This is a genomic window from Paludibacterium sp. (genome assembly GCF_019232825.1).
Classification (GTDB): Bacteria; Pseudomonadota; Gammaproteobacteria; order Burkholderiales; family Chromobacteriaceae; genus Paludibacterium.
The window spans coordinates 53,392-70,592 of record NZ_JAFAND010000092.1; the positions used below are offsets into that span (position 1 = coordinate 53,392).

General features: G+C 63.4%; 20 protein-coding genes. 13 read left to right on the top strand and 7 right to left on the bottom strand.

All coding sequences use genetic code 11. The features are described from left to right. Window positions 1-127 precede the first annotated feature (127 nt). The 4 genes from JOZ06_RS12035 to JOZ06_RS12050 form a co-directional block, all read right to left on the bottom strand. A complete protein-coding gene (locus JOZ06_RS12035) occupies window positions 128-1,714 on the bottom strand; it encodes an ABC transporter substrate-binding protein (RefSeq protein ID WP_293232711.1) in 1,587 nt (528 codons plus the stop codon). 105 nt (window positions 1,715-1,819) lie between these two features. Continuing rightward, a complete protein-coding gene (locus JOZ06_RS12040) occupies window positions 1,820-3,100 on the bottom strand; it encodes an HD-GYP domain-containing protein (RefSeq protein ID WP_293232713.1) in 1,281 nt (426 codons plus the stop codon). A gap of 64 nt (window positions 3,101-3,164) precedes the next feature. Next, window positions 3,165-3,638 carry a BLUF domain-containing protein gene (locus JOZ06_RS12045; protein ID WP_293232715.1) on the bottom strand — a complete coding sequence of 158 codons (474 nt, stop codon included), beginning with the start codon at window positions 3,636-3,638 and terminating at the stop codon, window positions 3,165-3,167. 136 nt (window positions 3,639-3,774) lie between these two features. Next, window positions 3,775-4,254, bottom strand: a complete 480-nt coding sequence (locus tag JOZ06_RS12050) for a BLUF domain-containing protein (RefSeq protein WP_293232717.1) — start codon at window positions 4,252-4,254, stop codon at window positions 3,775-3,777. Between the two features lie 129 nt (window positions 4,255-4,383). Here JOZ06_RS12050 and JOZ06_RS12055 point away from each other — a divergent pair, with 129 nt between their 5' ends. Next, on the top strand, window positions 4,384-5,268 hold the full coding sequence (locus JOZ06_RS12055; RefSeq protein ID WP_293232719.1) for a Rossmann-like and DUF2520 domain-containing protein: 885 nt from the start codon (window positions 4,384-4,386) through the stop codon (window positions 5,266-5,268). On the opposite strand, the gene JOZ06_RS12060 is transcribed toward JOZ06_RS12055, so the two are convergent. The 3 genes from JOZ06_RS12060 to JOZ06_RS12070 all read right to left on the bottom strand — a co-directional run bounded on the left by JOZ06_RS12060 (window position 5,216) and on the right by JOZ06_RS12070 (window position 6,911). Further along, complete coding sequence (locus JOZ06_RS12060; RefSeq protein ID WP_293232721.1) at window positions 5,216-5,500, bottom strand: hypothetical protein; 285 nt, start codon at window positions 5,498-5,500, stop codon at window positions 5,216-5,218. The two genes, JOZ06_RS12055 and JOZ06_RS12060, sit on opposite strands and share 53 nt — an antisense overlap. Window positions 5,501-5,613: 113 nt before the next feature. Beyond that, window positions 5,614-6,333 carry an SAM-dependent methyltransferase gene (locus tag JOZ06_RS12065; protein WP_293232723.1) on the bottom strand — a complete coding sequence of 240 codons (720 nt, stop codon included), beginning with the start codon at window positions 6,331-6,333 and terminating at the stop codon, window positions 5,614-5,616. Further along, on the bottom strand, window positions 6,333-6,911 hold the full coding sequence (locus JOZ06_RS12070; protein ID WP_293232725.1) for a nucleoside triphosphate pyrophosphatase: 579 nt from the start codon (window positions 6,909-6,911) through the stop codon (window positions 6,333-6,335). Before JOZ06_RS12070 ends, JOZ06_RS12065 begins: the two co-directional genes overlap by 1 nt. 60 nt (window positions 6,912-6,971) lie before the next feature. On the opposite strand from JOZ06_RS12070, the gene JOZ06_RS12075 reads away from it, so the two are divergent. The 12 genes from JOZ06_RS12075 to JOZ06_RS12130 all read left to right on the top strand — a co-directional run bounded on the left by JOZ06_RS12075 (window position 6,972) and on the right by JOZ06_RS12130 (window position 17,177). Continuing rightward, window positions 6,972-7,475 carry a YceD family protein gene (locus tag JOZ06_RS12075; RefSeq protein WP_293232727.1) on the top strand — a complete coding sequence of 168 codons (504 nt, stop codon included), beginning with the start codon at window positions 6,972-6,974 and terminating at the stop codon, window positions 7,473-7,475. A gap of 30 nt (window positions 7,476-7,505) precedes the next feature. Further along, window positions 7,506-7,685: a 50S ribosomal protein L32 gene (gene rpmF / locus JOZ06_RS12080; protein WP_293232728.1), complete on the top strand. Its 180-nt coding sequence runs from the start codon at window positions 7,506-7,508 to the stop codon at window positions 7,683-7,685. 79 nt (window positions 7,686-7,764) lie between these two features. Continuing rightward, complete coding sequence (gene plsX, locus JOZ06_RS12085) at window positions 7,765-8,805, top strand: phosphate acyltransferase PlsX (protein WP_293232730.1); 1,041 nt, start codon at window positions 7,765-7,767, stop codon at window positions 8,803-8,805. A 7-nt stretch (window positions 8,806-8,812) separates the two neighbouring features. Beyond that, the gene (locus JOZ06_RS12090) at window positions 8,813-9,772 is read left to right on the top strand and encodes a beta-ketoacyl-ACP synthase III (protein ID WP_293232732.1); all 960 of its coding nucleotides are present in this window, start codon (window positions 8,813-8,815) and stop codon (window positions 9,770-9,772) included. Between the two features lie 49 nt (window positions 9,773-9,821). Beyond that, window positions 9,822-10,751, top strand: coding sequence for an ACP S-malonyltransferase (gene fabD / locus JOZ06_RS12095; RefSeq protein WP_293232734.1), 930 nt, complete (start codon window positions 9,822-9,824; stop codon window positions 10,749-10,751). A 13-nt stretch (window positions 10,752-10,764) separates the two neighbouring features. Continuing rightward, on the top strand, window positions 10,765-11,502 hold the full coding sequence (gene fabG / locus JOZ06_RS12100; RefSeq protein WP_293232736.1) for a 3-oxoacyl-ACP reductase FabG: 738 nt from the start codon (window positions 10,765-10,767) through the stop codon (window positions 11,500-11,502). A 104-nt stretch (window positions 11,503-11,606) separates the two neighbouring features. After that, window positions 11,607-11,846: an acyl carrier protein gene (gene acpP, locus JOZ06_RS12105; RefSeq protein ID WP_215781697.1), complete on the top strand. Its 240-nt coding sequence runs from the start codon at window positions 11,607-11,609 to the stop codon at window positions 11,844-11,846. Window positions 11,847-12,048: 202 nt separating this feature from the next. Further along, window positions 12,049-13,290 (top strand): beta-ketoacyl-ACP synthase II, encoded by a 1,242-nt coding sequence (gene fabF, locus JOZ06_RS12110; protein WP_293232740.1) that lies wholly within the window; start codon window positions 12,049-12,051, stop codon window positions 13,288-13,290. A gap of 154 nt (window positions 13,291-13,444) precedes the next feature. Beyond that, on the top strand, window positions 13,445-14,059 hold the full coding sequence (locus JOZ06_RS12115; RefSeq protein ID WP_293232742.1) for a CBS domain-containing protein: 615 nt from the start codon (window positions 13,445-13,447) through the stop codon (window positions 14,057-14,059). A gap of 75 nt (window positions 14,060-14,134) precedes the next feature. Next, the gene (locus tag JOZ06_RS12120; protein ID WP_293232744.1) at window positions 14,135-15,436 is read left to right on the top strand and encodes an aminodeoxychorismate synthase component I; all 1,302 of its coding nucleotides are present in this window, start codon (window positions 14,135-14,137) and stop codon (window positions 15,434-15,436) included. Beyond that, window positions 15,433-16,251, top strand: coding sequence for an aminodeoxychorismate lyase (gene pabC / locus JOZ06_RS12125; protein ID WP_293232746.1), 819 nt, complete (start codon window positions 15,433-15,435; stop codon window positions 16,249-16,251). Before JOZ06_RS12120 ends, pabC begins: the two co-directional genes overlap by 4 nt. A 41-nt stretch (window positions 16,252-16,292) precedes the next feature. After that, window positions 16,293-17,177, top strand: coding sequence for a prephenate dehydrogenase/arogenate dehydrogenase family protein (locus tag JOZ06_RS12130; RefSeq protein ID WP_293232748.1), 885 nt, complete (start codon window positions 16,293-16,295; stop codon window positions 17,175-17,177). The last annotated feature ends 24 nt before the right edge of the window (window positions 17,178-17,201 follow it).

Consider the following 17,201-nt stretch of genomic DNA (forward strand, 5'->3'; position numbering starts at 1 on the left):
CCTTGCGCGTGCGCGAGGTGGCGGGATGCTTGGTGTTGACCGCCGATTAACCCCCGAACCCGGTATCGCCGTGCGTTGAAACGTGCGTTGCTTCGCGAACGCACGCTACATTCTACTCCCCACTCCCTTATTGGACGCTGACGCGGGAGAAATCCTGCCGGCCGAACGGGTTGACGCGGTAGCCGCTCACGCCCTTGCCGGTCATGGCGTACAGCGTCGGGTGCGCCAAGGGCAACCACACCGCTTGGTCGTGGATGATCTTTTGCGCCGCCAGATAGCTTTGCGTGCGCGCCTTGATATCGCCGCTGGCCTTGCCCGCGCTGATCAGCTTGTCGAGCTTGGGATCGCAATAGCGGGCGAAATTGGTGCCGGATTTGACCGCGGCGCAGCCAAACTGCGGCGTGAGGAAATTGTCCGGATCGCCGTTGTCGCCCGCCCAGCCCATGAACAGCATGTCGTGTTCCCCCGCTTTGCCGCGGCGGATCAGCTCGCCCCAATCCAACACCAGAACCTTGGCGCGTATGCCGACACGGGCCAGGTCGGCTTGCAGCAATTCTGCGCCCGCGCGCGGGTTGGGGTTGAGCATGCTGCCGCCGGGCCGCACCCAGACGGTGGTGTCGAAGCCTTGCGGATAGCCCGCTTGGGCAAGCAGCTTCTTGGCGGCGGCGACGTCGTGCGGCCAGGGTTTGATGTTGCGCGCATAGCCCCAGGTATTGGGCGGGAAGGGTAGAACGGCCTCGGTGGCGGTGCCGTCGAATACGGCGGACAGATAGCTTGCGTGGTCGAAGGCCAGGTTGACCGCGCGTCGCACCAGCACGTTGTCGAACGGTTTCTTCTGGCTATTCATGGCCACGAAGGCGGTCATGAAGGCCGGAGAGGACAGTACTCTCAGTCCCGTGTCGCCCCGCGCGCTCAACACGTCCTGCGGCGTGGGCGACAGCGCGATCTGGCATTCGCTCGCCTTCAGCTTCTGCAGGCGCACCGCCGGCGTCGGCGTGATGGCGAAAATCAACTGACCGACCTTGGGCTTGCCGCCGAAGTAAGCCGGATTGGCGCTGTAGCGGATGGTGCTGTCCTTGATATAGCTTTTGAACACGAACGGCCCGGTGCCGATCGGTTTGCTGTTGAGTTCCTGCGGCTTGCCGGCACTCATCAGCTGATTGGCGTATTCGGCCGAATAGATCGAGGCAAACCCCATGCTCAGCGTCGACAGGAATGTCGATTCCGGCCGGGTCAGGACGAATTGCACCGTGTGGCTGTCGAGCGCACGCACCGATTGGATCAGCGACGGCAGTTGCAGCGACGTGGCGTGCGGGAACGTGCCGGTTGAAATCTTGTACCAAGGGTTGGCCGGATTGAGCATGCGATCGAAGGAGAACGCCACGTCTTCGGCGTTGAGCTTGCGTGTCGGCTTGAAGTAGTCGGTGCTGTGGAATGCCGCGTCCGGACGCAGCGAGAAGGTATAGGCGCGGCCGTCCGGGCTCACCCGCCAGCTGGTGGCGAGCGAGGGCACGACCTTGCCGCTGTCCGGGTCGTATTCCACGAGGCGGTTCATCAGCACGTCGGCCGAGGCGTTGGTGGTGACGAGCGCGTTGTATTGCACCACGTCGAACCCGTCGGGGTTGGACTCGGTGCAAACGGTCAGGGTATTGGCCGCCCAGGCCGAACTGACGGTCAAGGCGGCAAGCAGGAAGGCTTGGCGGATCGGGTGCATGGTTTGTTGTTCTCCGTCGGCTTGGACCAGTGAGTATAAGCACTATGCTCAAGGCGTGCTAAAACAACATTCTATATGCATATTCCGCGGCGGGGATAGCACTCGTCAGTGCTTGGCCCCTGCTCGGAAGTATTTGCGCATCGCTTGTGCCAGCAAGTGCTTGAGGGTATCGGTCTGTGCGGCGTGGTAGTGGTCGTATAGTCGTGGGGCCATCGGCAGGAAGACGTCCAGCATGGCGGGGTCGAACTGGCGTCCGCGCGCGTCTTGCATCATCGCCAGGGTCTGCTCCAACGCAAATGGCTCCTTATAAGGGCGGCGCGAGGTCAGCGCGTCGAATACGTCGACGATGGTGAACAAGCGCGCATTGTATGGAATGGCGTCGCCCCGCAGCCCGCGCGGGTAGCCGCTGCCGTCGTATCGCTCGTGATGGCCGCCGACGACCTCTTCCGTCCACTCGAGCCATTTCACTTCGCCGATGATCTGCACGCCGATATCCACATGCTGTTTCATCAGCGCGAACTCCTCGTCATCGAGCGCTCCGGGCTTGAGCAGTACGCGGTCGGCGATGCCGATCTTGCCGACGTCGTGGAGGAAGGCCCCGGCCATGAGGGCGATGACGTCGCGCGGCGTGCGGCCCAGTGCTTCAGCCAAGGCCACCGCATACAGCGTAACGCGATAGTTGTGGCTGTCGGTGTCGGCGTCGCGTTTGGCGATGGCGCTGCCGAGTACGCGCAGCAGTTCGACGTTGCTGTCGAGCAGGTTGTGACTGAGACGAACCGTATCCCGGTTGAGCGACACGACGACCGGGTAGATGGCCAGCGAGCTCATCGCCACGACCAGCAATACGCCGATCAAGGTGTCGCGGATGCGCTGGGCGATGGCTTGCGCGGTTTCGGGCGGCACGAGATAAATCGCCTGAAAATAGCCTTGTGTCTGTCCGTAGCTATTTTGCAACGCGACCAGCGACTGGACGTAGATGCGTTCGCCAATACGCACGGTGCGCTGGCTGGGCGCCCGCAGCGGCGGCCAGTCTGCGGGGCGGATGGCGGGGCCGCGCCAGCTGGCGCCGAGCGGCCGCAAGGCGGGGTCGAACAAGCTGACGCCGACGAACGGCGTGCGTGGCAGCAGCTGATCGAGGCGGGATTGCAGCGTGCCGGGCGACTGGCGCCACAGTTCCGGGACACTGGTCTGGCGGAATTGCTGCACCGCGTCGGTGGATAGATTACGTACCCATTGATCGATGCGGCCGGTTTCGAACTGCCAAGCGGTGATGCTGGCCGCCAGCGACAGCAGCAGCCACATGGGAACCAGCCGTTTCAGCAATGCGCGATGCACGTTGAGCCGGTGTGGGTGCAGTAGGTAGTCGAGGTGGCGGTACGAGATCATGGCCTACACCATATGCATTGTTATGTTGATATTTTATATGTTCGCCATCGATGGCGCGCCTGACTCAGAAGCCGCGCGAACGTTGGGTGATGGAGAGCTTGGGGGGGCCGGGAAAGCGCACGTGCCATTTGCCGTCGATGAATTCGCGAATGACGCGCAGCGTGCGCAAGGCGTTGAGGTCCGCCGGGTCGATCTGCTCGATGTCCATGATCGAGACGTCGCCCGGCAACGGATCGTTGGGCGTATCCTCGCATTTGACGAGCCCCAGGCTCCAGTTGGCGAAAATCGCCGCATCGATTTCCTGCCGCGCTAGCAGCAACAACTTGTAACGGGTCGTATCCTGGAAGACTTGGCGGTAGTAACGATCGACATCGTCATCCGGTCCCTCGATGACCTGGAGGAACTCCTGTCCCATCAGCACCATGACGCCGCTAATGCCGTCACGCTCGTTTCTGCGGCGACAGTCGGCCAAAAAGGCCGCCAGGTTCTGGGGGTCGGGCTCGGCGGCAACCGAGCCGCTGTAGATGAGGCGAATCACCGCATGACTCTTCTTCGAAGGGGGCGGGAAAACTCTATTTTTGCACCTCTGCTTATGAAATGCAAAATGCATTTCAAATGTCATTTTCTGTAATGTTTTCCTGCGGTTAGAGCGAGTGCCGTACGCCTTGGCCCATCTAGAAGACGGGGCGCTGGCGGCGCAACACCACTGGCTGGGAGGGGTCGATCTGACTGCGGTGCCATTTGCCGCGAATGAAGTCGTTGATCACTTTCAGTGTATAGCTTTCGTCGGCCGTCTTGCCGGTCATGTTCTGAACTTCCGCCATTGTCGGCGGCATGCCTTGGCCGGATTCCTCACCCGGTGGCGGTGGCTGGATCAGTCCAAGATGCCATTGGCCGAACAGGGGGGCGTTGATGAGGTGGCGCGCCACCAGCACCAGGCCATAGCGGTGGCTCTGGCTGCTGAGTTGGTCGTACATCTGTTCGACGGCGGCTTCGGGCCCCTCGATGATCTGCAGAAAATCCCGCCCCATCAGCACCATGGCGCCGCACAGGCCGTTCCGCCGGTTGCGGGAACGGCTATCGCCCAGAAACGCATTAAGCTGGGCCGGGGAGGGAACGGCGGACAAGCTGCCGCTAAAAATCAGGCGTATCACGCAGGGTCCTGTGGATTGCAAAAATATGCATCTCAATTACGGTTATACATAATCTGCCAGTCAATGCCAGTTGACTCGTACGGCAAAAGTTATAATGGCCGCTACAAATGTCGATATCAGTGAATCACTATGCGTACATTAGCGATTTTTGGCGGCGGGCGTCTGGGGCAAAGCTGGGGCAGACTGGCACAGCAGTCGGGCCGCTATCGGGTGGTTGCGGTGTATTGCCGTACGGAGGCGGCGGCGCTGCGAGCCGTCGATTTCGTCGGCGCGGGGCAGGCTGCCGTGTTGTCGGCAGCGGCGACGCTGGCCGAGGTGAACCTGTTGTCGGTACCGGACGACGCGTTGGCAGGGCTCGCCCAGCAACTGGCGGCCGTCTCGCCGACGCCGGGCGCGTTGGCATTTCATGCCAGCGGCGTGCTGGATCGTGCGGTGCTGCAGCCATTGGCCGACACCGGCGTGGCCTGCGGCAGTCTGCATCCCGCCTTTTCCTTTGCCGACCCGGCGCGCGCGGTGGCCGGCTTTGCCGGCACCCTGTGCGCGCTCGAGGGCGACGCGACGGCCGAGGCGGCGTTGTCTGCATTCGCCGCGGCCATCGGCGGTAGGCCTTTTACGTTGAAACCGGGTGGCAAGCCGGCCTATCACGCCAGTTTGGCCATTGCGTCGAATTTCCTGGTGACGCTATGCGGCTTTGCTCAGAACGTGGCGGCGCAAGCCGGCATTGAAGGCGAAGCGGCGCGCGAGTTGTTGGGCGGCTTGATGCGCCAGTCTCTCGACAACGCGCTGGCGCTTGGCGCCGCCGCTGCTTTGACCGGGCCGATCGCGCGCGGCGACGTGGCGACGGTGGAGAGGCACCTGAACGTCTTGGGCGCGCCGGCCGAGCGCATGCTCTACCGGGCGTTGGGGCGCGCCACGCTCGATTTGGCGGCGCGAGGCGCCCAGGGCGAACGTTGGTCGCGGCTCAGCCGGGTGCTGGCGGATCCGCCGGAGGCGACGACGCCCGCGCATGACTGAGGCTGGCTTGCACCTTGTTCAGCATGTGAGACAGCAATAGCGTTTCCAGCGTCAATTGCACGGCCGTGGCCATCAGGATGGTCATCATCTGCAGGTCGCGCGCCAGGCCGTTGCGGCCCGCGGCGAGGTAGAGCAGGACACAGATGATCAGTTCTTGCGGCAGGCGGTATAGCAGCCAGCGGCGGCAGAATCTTCTGACGCTATTCGGATCGGACAGAGTGAGGTCTTGCATGGGGCGTGACGGAAAGATGGCAATGACTGACGCTCGATTGTGCGCAGGACATGCCCCACAAGCTTTAGGAAAAAACTGAAAAAGCCTGGCGGCGGCTGCCGCCAGGCTGAGTATCAGCGGCTCGGTCGAGCCGGCATGGCGTGCAGCACGAAGATCGTCGGCCGCTTGTGTAGCGTTGGGGCTTGCGCCGGCCAGTCGCGCACGCGGCGGCTGATGATGGTTTGCGTCGGCAGCGTCAGATCGCACGCCACGGCGAGCCGCGTGTCAGGCGCAAGCTGCGCGCGCAGTTGGGTGAGCAGCGCGTCGTTGCGGTAGGGCGTCTCGATGAATACCTGCGTCTCGTCTTGCTCGCGCGAGCGTGCCTCCAAGCGCTTGAGCGCCTGAGCGCGTTCACCGGCATCCACCGGCAAATAGCCATGAAAGGCAAAGCGCTGGCCGTTGGCGCCGGAGGCCATCAGCGCGAGCAGAATCGACGACGGTCCGATCAGCGGCATGACCGCGATGCCTTTCTCATGGGCGAGTGCCACCAGTTGCGCGCCGGGGTCGGCCACCGCCGGGCAACCCGCTTCCGAGATGAGTCCGACGTCCTGACCCGCCAACAGCGGCATGAGGAGCGCTGCCACGTCTTGCGGCGGCGTGTGCTCGTTAAGCGTCTGCAGCGACAATTCTCGAATCGGCGTGGTCACGCCGAGGGCCTTGAGGTGCTTGCGCGCGGTTTTTTCCGCCTCGACGACGAAATGGGTCAGATGCCGCACGCGAAGGCGCTCCGGCTCCGGCAGCCACGGGGTGTCGGCGTCGCCCAGCGGAGCGGGGATGAGGAAGAGCGTGGCCATCACAGCACCGCCATGCCCTGCCGGGCGAGCATGTCAACGAGCGCGAACAACGGCAGGCCGATGAGCGCGTTGGGGTCGGTGGTCTCGATGCATTCGATCAGCGCGCCGCCCAGGCCTTCGCTCTTGGCTGCGCCGGCGCAAAAGAGCGCATCAGGTTCGCGCGTCAGATAGCGGCGGATCTGCGTCTCGTCGAGCGTGCGCAAGGTCACGCGGGTAAGGTCCACGCTTTCTTCCAGCGCGCCGGTGGCGCTGTTGTACACGGCGAGCGCCGTGTGGAACACCGTGGTGCGGCCGCTCATGAATTGCAGCATGGCCACCGCGCCGGCCATGTCGTCCGGTTTGCCGATCTGGCGGCCGTCGAGCAAGGCCACTTGATCGGAGCCGATAATCAGGGCGTCCGCATAGCGTTCCGCCAGCGATTGCGCTTTGACGCGCGCGAGCCGGCGGGCGGTATCGAGCGCGGATTCGCCCGCGAGCGGCGTTTCGTCGCAATGTGGCGCGCAGTGAGTGAAAGGCAGGCCGAGGCGGGCGACGATTTCGCGCCGAAAGGGCGATGTGGATGCGAGAACGAGTTGCATGGTGGTGTAAGTGGTAATTTTTTGACAAATCAGCGGCCTGGATTATATCATGCACGGTTTATGTCTAACCCGATTTTGATTGATCCGCTCAAGCATGCCTTCGAGGGACGGCGTATCGCCGGCAAATTGCCGGTGGCCGAACTCGACGAGCGCGTGTTGTCGGAACTCGCCGAGGCCTCTGGAGAGGTTGACTGGGCGCTGACCGGCTTCATCGACGCGCTCGGTCGCCCGGCGTTGCGTATCGTGCTGTCGGTGGCTGTGTCGGTGCCCTGCGGGCGCTGCGTACAGCCTCTGGCGGTGGACCTTGCGGCCGATTCGGTTATCACGCTGTTTAACAGCGAGGATAAACTGGAAGCGGCGGTCGAGGTCGACGAGACGCTGGACGCCATCATGGCCGAGCCCGAGCTGGATGTGCTGGCGCTGATCGAAGACGAAATCATCATGGGCTTACCGTTGTCGCCGTTGCACGACGACTGCGGGACGGAACATCTGGAACGTGCCAAGGCTGACAAGCCCAACCCGTTCGCGGTGTTGGCGGCGCTGAAGGGCCGCAAGCCCGAATGAATCTGTAATTGAATTTTTCAGGAGTCGAACATGGCTGTTCAACAGAATAAGAAGTCCCCGTCCAAGCGCAATATGCACCGCGCCCACGATTTTCTGACCGCGCCGGGTCTGGCCAAGGACCCCGCTACCGGTGAAGTGCATCTGCGTCACCACGTCAGCCCGAACGGGATGTACCGTGGCCGCAAAGTGATGAAGGCCAAGGGCGAGTAATCTTTCTCTACCCGTACCTGCCTTCCCTAGGCCGGATGACCGGCGCCAAGAACAGGTAGGACAACTACCGTATTCGTTGATGACAATCACCGTAGCGGTCGATGCCATGGGCGGCGACGTTGGCCTCAAGGTCACCGTCCCGGCATCGCTCCGATTTCTTGAAGAACACCCCGAAGCACGCCTGATCCTTGTCGGCGACAGTGATGCCATCACGGCGGAACTGTCCGGAAGGGCATCGAGCGCGCGCGGTCGTCTGGATATTCGCCACGCCACGCAAGTGGTCGGCATGGACGAGCCGCCGCCGCTGGCCCTGAAGAACAAGAAGGATTCGTCGATGCGCGTGGCGATCAACCTGGTCAAGGACGGCGAGGCTCAAGCAGCCGTGTCCGCCGGCAATACCGGGGCGTTGATGGCGACCGCTCGCTTCGTATTGAAAACCATTCCGGGCATCGACCGGCCGGCTATCGCCAAATTGCTGCCGACGATCGAGGGACGGGATACCTGCATGCTCGACCTGGGCGCCAACGTCGACTGTTCCGCGGAACAGTTGTTGCAGTTCGGCATCATGGGTTCCGAGCTGGTTTCCTGTATCGCCGGGCGCGAGAATCCGCGCGTCGGCCTGTTGAACATCGGCTCCGAGGACATCAAGGGCAACGAGATCGTCAAGCGCGCCTCGGTGCTCTTCAAAGACTCCGGCCTGAATTTTTACGGCAACGTCGAGGGCGATGACGTCTACCGCGGTACGGTGGACGTGGTGGTCTGCGACGGCTTTACCGGTAACGTGGCGCTGAAAACCTCCGAGGGGGTGGCGCACATGGTCGTGACGTTCCTGCGCCGCGAGTTTTCGCGCAATTGGTGGACGCGCCTTTGCGCGTTGATGGCGATGTCGGTGCTTAGGCGGTTTGGCAACAGCCTGGATCCCCGCCGCTTCAACGGCGCGAGCTTCCTCGGCCTCAAGGGCTCCGTGGTCAAGAGCCATGGCGGCACTGACGCCCTGGGGTTCAGCTTCGCCTTGCATCAAGCATGGGAAGAGGCGCGTTCCAATGTCATTGGTCACATCACCGACCGGGTCGTGCAGCAGATGGCGAATCTGAAGCAATCCGAGACAGAGGCGAACTGACAACAACATGGTCTATTCCCGCATTCTGGGTACCGGCAGCTATCTGCCGTCCAACGTGGTGACGAATGCGATGCTGGCCGAACGGGTGGATACCAGTGACGAGTGGATTGTGTCTCGCACCGGCATTCACGCGCGCCACATCGCCGCCGAAGATGAAAAGACCAGCGATCTGGCGCTTTGCGCCGCGCGCGCGGCGATTGCCGACGCGGGTCTCGTGCCTGACGATATCGATCTGATCATCGTCGCCACCACCACGCCCGACATGGTATTTCCCAGCACCGCTTGTCTATTGCAGGAAAAGTTGGGCGTGCATGGCTGTCCGGCCTTCGACGTGCAGGCGGTGTGCGCCGGCTTTATGTACGCGCTGGTGACCGCCGATAGCTACATCAAGAACGGCATGGCGAAGAAGGCGCTGGTGGTGGGCGCCGAGATCATCTCGCGCATTCTCGACTGGGATGACCGCCGTACCTGCGTGCTGTTTGGCGATGGCGCTGGCGCTGTCGTGCTTGGCGCCGCCGATACCCCGGGTATCGAGCACGCCTGTCTGGCCGCCGACGGTCGCTACAACAAGATTCTCAATACGCCGGCGCAAATCTCCGCCGGCAAAATCCAAGGCCTGCCTTTCTTGAACATGGATGGCCCGGCCGTGTTCAAATTCGCCGTCAAAGCATTGTCCGAGATCGCCACCATCACGCTGGCGCAAGCGGGCGTGGCGCAGGAGCAGGTCGATTGGCTGGTGCCGCATCAGGCCAATTTGCGCATCATCGAGTCCACCGCCAAGCATCTCGGCTTGCCGATGGAGCGTGTGGTGGTGACGCTGCCCACGCACGGCAACACCTCGGCCGCCTCGATTCCGCTGGCGCTCGATCATGCCGTGCGCGACGGACGCATCCGCCGCGGCCAGCGCGTGCTGCTCGAAGGCATCGGTGGCGGTTTTGCCTGGGGCGCGGTGCTGCTGACGTTCTGAACGTCGCGGCTTGCGTCATCATTGCAATCTTTTTTCCGGAGACGGATTTATGGCGTTTGCCTTCCTTTTTCCCGGTCAGGGCTCGCAGAGCCTGAACATGATGGACGGGTTCGACGCGCTTCCCGTGGTGCGCGAAACCTTTGCCGAGGCGTCCGACGCCTTGGGGCAGGACCTGTGGGCCATGCTCAAGGCCGACTCGGCCGATGCCATCAACGCCACCGTCAACACGCAACCCTTGATGCTGACGGCCGGCATCGCCACCTGGCGCGCCTGGCTCGCCAGTGGCGGCGCGCACCCGTCGCGGCTTGCCGGCCATAGCTTGGGCGAGTATTCCGCGCTGGTGGCCGCCGAGGCGTTGCCGTTCGCCGATGCCGTGCGCCTGGTGCGCCTGCGCGCCGAAGCCATGCAGGCCGCCGTGCCCGAGGGCGTGGGCGCCATGGCGGCGATTCTCGGCTTGTCCGATGAAGCGATCCGCGCCGCCTGCGCGGGCGCGGCGGCGGGCGAGGTGGTTGAGCCGGTCAATTTCAATTCGCCGGGGCAGGTGGTGATCGCTGGCCATGCCGGCGCTGTCGAGCGCGCCATGGCGGCTTGTAAGGCTGCCGGCGCCAAGCGCGCGCTGCCGTTGCCAGTGTCGGTGCCGTCGCACTGCGCATTGATGAAGCCGGCCGCCGAGCGGTTGGCTGCGGCGCTTGCGCAGGTGGCGATCCAAAAACCGGCGATCGACGTGTTGCATAATGCCGACGTCGCGGCCTACGCCGACGCGGCGCAAATCCGCGATGCGCTGGTGCGCCAGTTGTATAGCCCGGTGCGCTGGACGGAAACCGTGGCGCGCATGGCCGACGACGGCATCACGCTGATGGCCGAGTGCGGCCCGGGCAAGGTGCTGGCGGGACTTGCCAAGCGCATCGACGGTAACGTCAAGTGCTTCGCCTTGACCGATGCCGCCGCGCTCGACGCCGCGCGTACAGAATTGCTGTAAGAGGAGATTGCGCATGTTGTTGCAAGGTAAAGTCGCGCTGGTGACCGGCGCTTCCCGCGGCATCGGTGCCGCGATCGCCGACGCACTGGCCGCCGAGGGGGCCATCGTTATCGGTACCGCCACGTCCGAGGCGGGGGCGGAAGCCATTTCGGCCCGGTTGTCGCCGCTTGGCGGTGCCGGCCGTGTGCTGGACGTGGCTCAACCAGGCGCTATCGAGGCGCTGGTGGGTGAAATCGGTAAAACCTTCGGCGATGTGGCGATTTTGGTCAATAACGCCGGTATTACGCGCGATACGTTGTTGTTGCGCATGAGCGAAGAAGATTGGGATGCCATTATGGGCACCAATCTGAAGTCGGTGTTCATGGCGTCCAAAGCCGTGCTGCGCGGCATGATGAAGGCGCGCGTCGGCCGCATCATCAACATTGCTTCGGTGGTGGGCGCGATGGGCAATGCCGGTCAGGCCAACTACGCGGCCGCCAAGGCCGGTATCATGGGCTTCACCAAATCGATGGCACGCGAAGTGGGCAGCCGAAACATCACTGTCAACTGCGTGGCGCCGGGTTTTATCGATACCGATATGACGCGCGCGCTGCCGGAAGCGCAACGTGCGGCCTTGGTCGATCAAATCGCACTGGGCCGCTTGGGTGAGGCGAAGGACATCGCCGATGCCGTGGTATTTCTGGCATCGGACCGCGCAGCCTATATCACGGGGCAAACGCTGCACGTCAATGGCGGTATGTTGATGCCCTAAGGCAGTAACAAGGTCAAGTAGAATTAGGTAGGCTACTCTAATTTTTTTTTGTAGAATAGTCGGGTTTTGTAATCCCGACATGAATGGGAAAGGATTTTTACCAAATGGAAAACATCGAACAGCGTGTCAAGAAGATCGTTGCCGAACAACTGGGCGTAAACGAAGCCGAAGTGAAGACCGAGTCTTCGTTCGTCGACGACCTGGGCGCTGACTCCCTGGATACCGTTGAATTGGTGATGGCACTGGAAGAAGAGTTCGAGTGCGAAATCCCGGACGAAGAAGCTGAAAAGATCACGACCGTTCAGCAAGCTATCGACTACGTGAGCGCTCATCTGAGCAAGTAAGCAGCCGTATTCCTCAGACCTCTGCTCTTAGCGCCCATGCGCTTGCAGAGGTCTTTTTGCTCGCGCTCCTGTTACCGTTTTTTGAACGCCGCCGCACGCGGTGGCGGGGCAGCACCAACCCTTCGGCAGGAGGAGGCGGAACGACGCGCCAACCGCGCGTGTCCGACCTGCATGGTGTTCCCGTATAACGCGGAGAAGTCCCGTGTCCAAGAGAAGAGTTGTCATTACCGGCCTGGGGCATGTGTCCCCGATCGGAAACGACGTCGCCACCGGTTGGGCCAACCTGATCGCCGGTAAGTCCGGCATTGGCCGGATCACCCGTTTTGACGCCAGCGACATGGCTTGCCAAATTGCCGGGGAAGTCAAGGATTTCGACATCGGCGCCTATCTGTCGCCGAAAGAAGCACGCCGCATGGACGTGTTCATCCATTACGGCATCGCCGCCGCGCTGCAAGCGGTCAACGATGCCGGACTGGACGACGTGCCCGGGCTAGACAAGACCCGCGTTGGCGTGAATATCGGCTCCGGTATCGGCGGTCTGCCGCTGATCGAGGAAACCGGTGTCGCCCTGCAGGAAGGCGGACCGCGCAAGATCGGCCCCTTCTTCATCCCGGGCTCGCTGATCAACCTGATCGCCGGCCACGTGTCGATCATCAAGGGGTACCTGGGGCCGAGCTATGGCATCGTGTCCGCTTGTACCACGGGCGCACATTGCATTGGTGACGCCGCACGCATGATTCAGTATGGCGATGCCGACGTGATGGTGGCCGGTGGCGCCGAAGGCGCCATCACCCGGCTGGGTATCGGCGGCTTTGCCGCCATGAAGGCGCTGTCGACGCGCAACGACGATCCCGCCACGGCGTCGCGTCCGTGGGACGCTGGCCGCGATGGTTTCGTCATGGGCGAGGGCGCCGGCGTGCTGGTGCTGGAAGAGTATGATCACGCTGTCAAACGCGGCGCCAAGATCTACGCCGAGCTGATTGGCTTCGGCATGAGCTCCGACGCGCACCACATTACCGCGCCCAACGCCGAAGGCCCGGCGCGTGGCGTAGCCAACGCGCTGCGCGACGCCGGCATCAACGGTGATGTGGTCAGCTACGTGAACGCGCACGGGACCTCGACGCCGCTGGGCGACGCCAATGAAACCACCGCGCTCAAGCTGGCGTTCGGCGACCACGCCAAGAAGCTGGCGATCAATTCGACCAAGTCGATGACCGGCCATTTGCTGGGCGGCGCCGGCGGTGTCGAGGCGATCTACACCATCCTGGCCATTCACAACCAGGTGGCGCCGCCGACCATCAACCTCGCCGAGCAGGACTTCGAGCACGGCTGCGATCTGGATTATGTCGCCAACACCGCGCGCGACATGAAGATCGATGTGGCGATCTCCAATTCGTTCGGCTTTGGCGGCACCAACGGCACGCTGGTGTTCAAGCGCGTCTGACGACGATTCGCTCGTTTCGAAAAGCCGCTGCATACGCAGCGGCTTTTTCTTTAGCCGCACGAGCAAGGCTCGTTAACAGATTGCATGGTCGGGCGGCGGATTATCCGCTAAGTTGAAAACAGCATGATCCCTGTTTTCTCGCCAGGAGTCCGCCATGACTGCTGAATTCCGCCCTCTGCCGATTCACCCCCTGCCATCCATCACCACCCTGGGTAGCGCCGACCAGCGCCCGGAAACCGCGGTAACGCTGGAGAGCCCGGCGCTGTCGGTGATGACCGACCTGCGCCACGTACGCCCGGTCTGTATCGATGCGGACGCGACCGTGCGCGACGCGCATCGGTTGATGGTCTGCAGCGGCGTGCGCCTGTTGTTCGTCGAAGAGGCCGGCCCCTATTTGGCCGGCCTCGTCACCGCCGTCGATTTGCTGGGGGAACGGCCGATTCAGTGCATGCACGAGCAGGGCAAGCCGCATGCCGATATTCTGGTGCGAGATGTGATGACGCCGCGCGACCAGCTCGATGCGCTCTATCTGAACGAGGTGGCCCATGCCCGTGTCGGCGAACTGGTGGCGACCATGAAGCACTTGGGGCGGCAACATGCGCTGGTGGTGGAGATCGACCCCGACAATGGCCGCCCCCTGTTGCGCGGATTGCTCTCCACGACGCAGATAGCGCGCAGCCTCGGCATGGCGCTATCGTTTATTCGCCTGCCGCAAACCCTGTCGGAAATCCAGCATTCGCTGGCGTTGGCCGAGCACTCTCTGGTCTGAGGCGGGGTGCGCTGCGAGGCGCGCCGCATGTCCGGTAGAATAGGCGTTTTCCACCGCTAAGCCGGAATCTTTCTGATGCACGTCGAAGCCCTCGCCGATCTGCCTGATCTGCTGGCCCTGCACGCCGCCGACCGACGGCGTTTCCCCTATCTGCTCATGTCCGACGCCCTGGCGGGTTGGGATATTCTGTTCGCGCTGCCTCGCGAGCTGCGGTTGTACGCCGAGAACGACGCGGCGCGCTGTCTGGCCGATCTGCGCGCGCTGCCGCGCCGCGCCGATATCGCCCGGCCGGCGGAAATACCGTTTGCCGGAGGCTGGTTCGTGTTCCTCGGCTATGAAATGCTGCAGGCGTTCGAGGATAAGGTGGCCGATCGCGGAGGGGACGATTTTCCGCTGGCGGCGCTGGCGCGCATTCCCGCCGCGGTGCTGGTCGAACGCGGTGCCGGCCGCGCCTGGGCGGTGGCGGAGGACGCGGAAAGCTGGGCGGAATTGAACGTCGTGTTGGCTGAGCCGCCGGCCCCGTTCTCGCCCATCCGCCCCGAGCTGTTGTCGCTTGGCGAGGATGAGCCAACACGTTATACCGATGCCGTAGTGCGACTGAAGCGCTACATCTGCGAGGGCGATGTCTTTCAGGTGAACATTTCACGCGGCTGGCGCGCGGAATTGGCGCCGGATTGCGGCGCTGCCGACTTGTTCGCCGCACTGCGCCGCGCCAATCCGGCGCCTTTTTCCGCATTGGCCGATTTTGGTCAGACGCAGATTGTCAGCTCCTCCCCCGAACGCCTGGTCGAGGCGCGCGATGGCTGGGTGCAAACGCGGCCGATCGCCGGTACCCATCCCCGTTCGACCGATCCGCGTGAGGACGAGGCGCTCAAGGCGCGATTGATCGGCAGCGTCAAAGAGCGCGCCGAGCATGTGATGTTGATCGATCTGGAGCGCAACGACTTGGGACGGATATGCGTGCCGGGCACCGTCGAGGTTAACGAGCTGATGGCTGTCGCCAGTTATGCCTATGTGCACCACATCGAGTCGAACGTGCGCGGCAGGTTGCGGCCGGGCGTGCAGCCGGCGGACATATTGCGCGCGCTGTTCCCCGGCGGCACCATCACCGGCTGCCCCAAGGTGCGCACCATGCAGATTATCCGTGAGCTGGAGGACGGAGCGCGTCGGGCTTATACCGGCAGCCTTGGCTATATCAATCACGACGGCAGCCTTGATTTCAATATTCTGATCCGCACTTTCATGCGCCAAGGTCCCGTGCTGCGTTTTCGCGCGGGCGGCGGCATTGTGGCGGACTCGGACCCGGAACGAGAGCTGATGGAGACGCGTCACAAGGCGCGCGGCTTGCTGCGCGCGCTGGGGGTGGCAGACCAATGATGCTGATCAACGGCGCCGCGGATGATCGTCTAGAGGCGGGTGACCGCGGCTTGGCATTCGGCGATGGCGTGTTCCGCACGCTCGCGTGCGTCGATGGCGCACCCCGCCTGTGGCCCTGGCAGTATGCCTGCTTGGCGCGCGATGCGACGCGTCTGGGTTTGCCGGTGCCCGGCGAGGCGTTGCTGCTGGCTGAGTTGCGTCAAGCGTGCACCGGGCTGCCGCGCGCCGTCGCCAAAATCACGCTCACCCGCGGCAGCGGTTTGCGCGGCTATGCCATTCCGGCGGATGCGACCGCGACGCGCATCGTGGCGGCGCATGCTTGGCCCGGTTATCCCGAACACTACGCGCAAGACGGGGTGGCGCTGACCTGGTGCACGCTGCGGCTGGGATTGCAGCCGCGCCTGGCGGGCATCAAGCACTTGAACCGGCTGGAAAACGTACTGGCAAGAAGCGATCTGAGCGATACATGCGTCGAGGGGTTGCTTTGCGATAGCGATGGCTTGGTGATCGAGGGCACGCTCTCCAATCTGTTCGTCCTGCGCGACGGCCAGTGGCGCACGCCGCAGCTCGACCGTTGTGGCGTGGCGGGGGCGATGCGCGCCTGGGTGATGGCGCGATTGCCGGTGGAGGAGGCGAGGCTGCGGCCGGCGGACGTGACGGAGGCCGATCTGCTGTTCGTCTGCAATAGCCTGGCCGGCATCTGGCCGGTGGCGGATCTGGATGGACGGCGCTGGCGCGACTTTCAGCCGTTGCGTCCGCTGCAATGGGCGTTGGCGCAAGAATACGCCGTGGCGGCGACACAAAATCGCTTATGATGTGCTCTGGTTCATGCAATTGTGCTGAAGCGGAGGAGGACATGGGACGGCAAGGCATCCGGACCTTGGTGGTGGTCGGCGTCGGCTTGATCGGCGGGTCGTTCGCGCTGGCGCTCAAGCGCGCCGGTCTGGTTGAACGCGTCATCGGTGTCGATCGCTCGGCGGACAACCTGCGGTGCGCGCAGGAGCTCGGCGTGGTGGATGTGGCCTGCGACGCGTTGGCCTTGGCCGCGGCCGAGGCGGATTTGGTGCTGCTCGCCACGCCGGTGGGGCAGATGGCCGCCTGCCTGAGCGCCATGGCGCCGACGCTGCCGCCGCACGCGCTGATAACGGATGTTGGCAGCACCAAGGGCAATGTGGTGCGGATCATGCGCGAAACCTTGCCGGATCGGCTCGCCCGCTGTGTGCCGGCTCATCCGATCGCAGGCTCCGAGCTGTCCGGCGCCGCCGCCGCGCAGTATGGCCTCTATGAAAACCGTGATGTCGTCTTGACGCCGATGGCGGAAACCGATCCGTCCGCTGTCGAGACGCTGGCCGCGCTGTGGCGCGCCTGTGGCGCTCATATCGCCGTGCTGGACCCGGATGAGCACGACCGCGTTTTTGCCGCGGTCAGCCATCTTCCACACCTTTTGGCGTTCAGTTACGTCAACCTGGTTGCGGACAGAGACAATGCCGAGCGCTGCCTGGACTTCGCCTCCACGGGCTTTCGCGATTTCACCCGCATTGCCGGCAGCTCGCCGGAGATGTGGCGCGACGTGGCTCTGGCCAATCGTCCGGCGCTCTTGGCCGCGTTGCATGATTACCGAGCGGAGTTGGACCGACTGATCGGCGAGGTGGAGGGAGAGGATGGAACGGCGCTGACCAACCGCTTTGGGCGGGCGCGCCAGGTGCGCACGGCGTGGTATCAGAAATTCCTGCGTAAATGACAAGGAGGCTTGCGCCCCCATCGT

Excerpts from the sequence above, each read along its gene's own strand:
- JOZ06_RS12035 (WP_293232711.1), bottom strand. The coding sequence starts at position 1,714 with ATGCACCCGATCCGCCAAGCCTTCCTGCTTGCCGCCTTGACCGTCAGT.
- JOZ06_RS12090 (WP_293232732.1), top strand. The coding sequence starts at position 8,813 with ATGGTCTATTCCCGCATTCTGGGTACCGGCAGCTATCTGCCGTCCAAC.
- rpmF (WP_293232728.1), top strand. The coding sequence starts at position 7,506 with ATGGCTGTTCAACAGAATAAGAAGTCCCCGTCCAAGCGCAATATGCAC.
- fabD (WP_293232734.1), top strand. The coding sequence starts at position 9,822 with ATGGCGTTTGCCTTCCTTTTTCCCGGTCAGGGCTCGCAGAGCCTGAAC.
- fabG (WP_293232736.1), top strand. The coding sequence starts at position 10,765 with ATGTTGTTGCAAGGTAAAGTCGCGCTGGTGACCGGCGCTTCCCGCGGC.
- JOZ06_RS12060 (WP_293232721.1), bottom strand. The coding sequence starts at position 5,500 with ATGCAAGACCTCACTCTGTCCGATCCGAATAGCGTCAGAAGATTCTGC.
- JOZ06_RS12070 (WP_293232725.1), bottom strand. The coding sequence starts at position 6,911 with ATGCAACTCGTTCTCGCATCCACATCGCCCTTTCGGCGCGAAATCGTC.
- JOZ06_RS12120 (WP_293232744.1), top strand. The coding sequence starts at position 14,135 with ATGCACGTCGAAGCCCTCGCCGATCTGCCTGATCTGCTGGCCCTGCAC.
- JOZ06_RS12055 (WP_293232719.1), top strand. The coding sequence starts at position 4,384 with ATGCGTACATTAGCGATTTTTGGCGGCGGGCGTCTGGGGCAAAGCTGG.
- JOZ06_RS12075 (WP_293232727.1), top strand. The coding sequence starts at position 6,972 with ATGTCTAACCCGATTTTGATTGATCCGCTCAAGCATGCCTTCGAGGGA.
- JOZ06_RS12040 (WP_293232713.1), bottom strand. The coding sequence starts at position 3,100 with ATGATCTCGTACCGCCACCTCGACTACCTACTGCACCCACACCGGCTC.
- JOZ06_RS12065 (WP_293232723.1), bottom strand. The coding sequence starts at position 6,333 with ATGGCCACGCTCTTCCTCATCCCCGCTCCGCTGGGCGACGCCGACACC.
- plsX (WP_293232730.1), top strand. The coding sequence starts at position 7,765 with ATGACAATCACCGTAGCGGTCGATGCCATGGGCGGCGACGTTGGCCTC.
- JOZ06_RS12115 (WP_293232742.1), top strand. The coding sequence starts at position 13,445 with ATGACTGCTGAATTCCGCCCTCTGCCGATTCACCCCCTGCCATCCATC.
- acpP (WP_215781697.1), top strand. The coding sequence starts at position 11,607 with ATGGAAAACATCGAACAGCGTGTCAAGAAGATCGTTGCCGAACAACTG.
- pabC (WP_293232746.1), top strand. The coding sequence starts at position 15,433 with ATGATGCTGATCAACGGCGCCGCGGATGATCGTCTAGAGGCGGGTGAC.
- JOZ06_RS12130 (WP_293232748.1), top strand. The coding sequence starts at position 16,293 with ATGGGACGGCAAGGCATCCGGACCTTGGTGGTGGTCGGCGTCGGCTTG.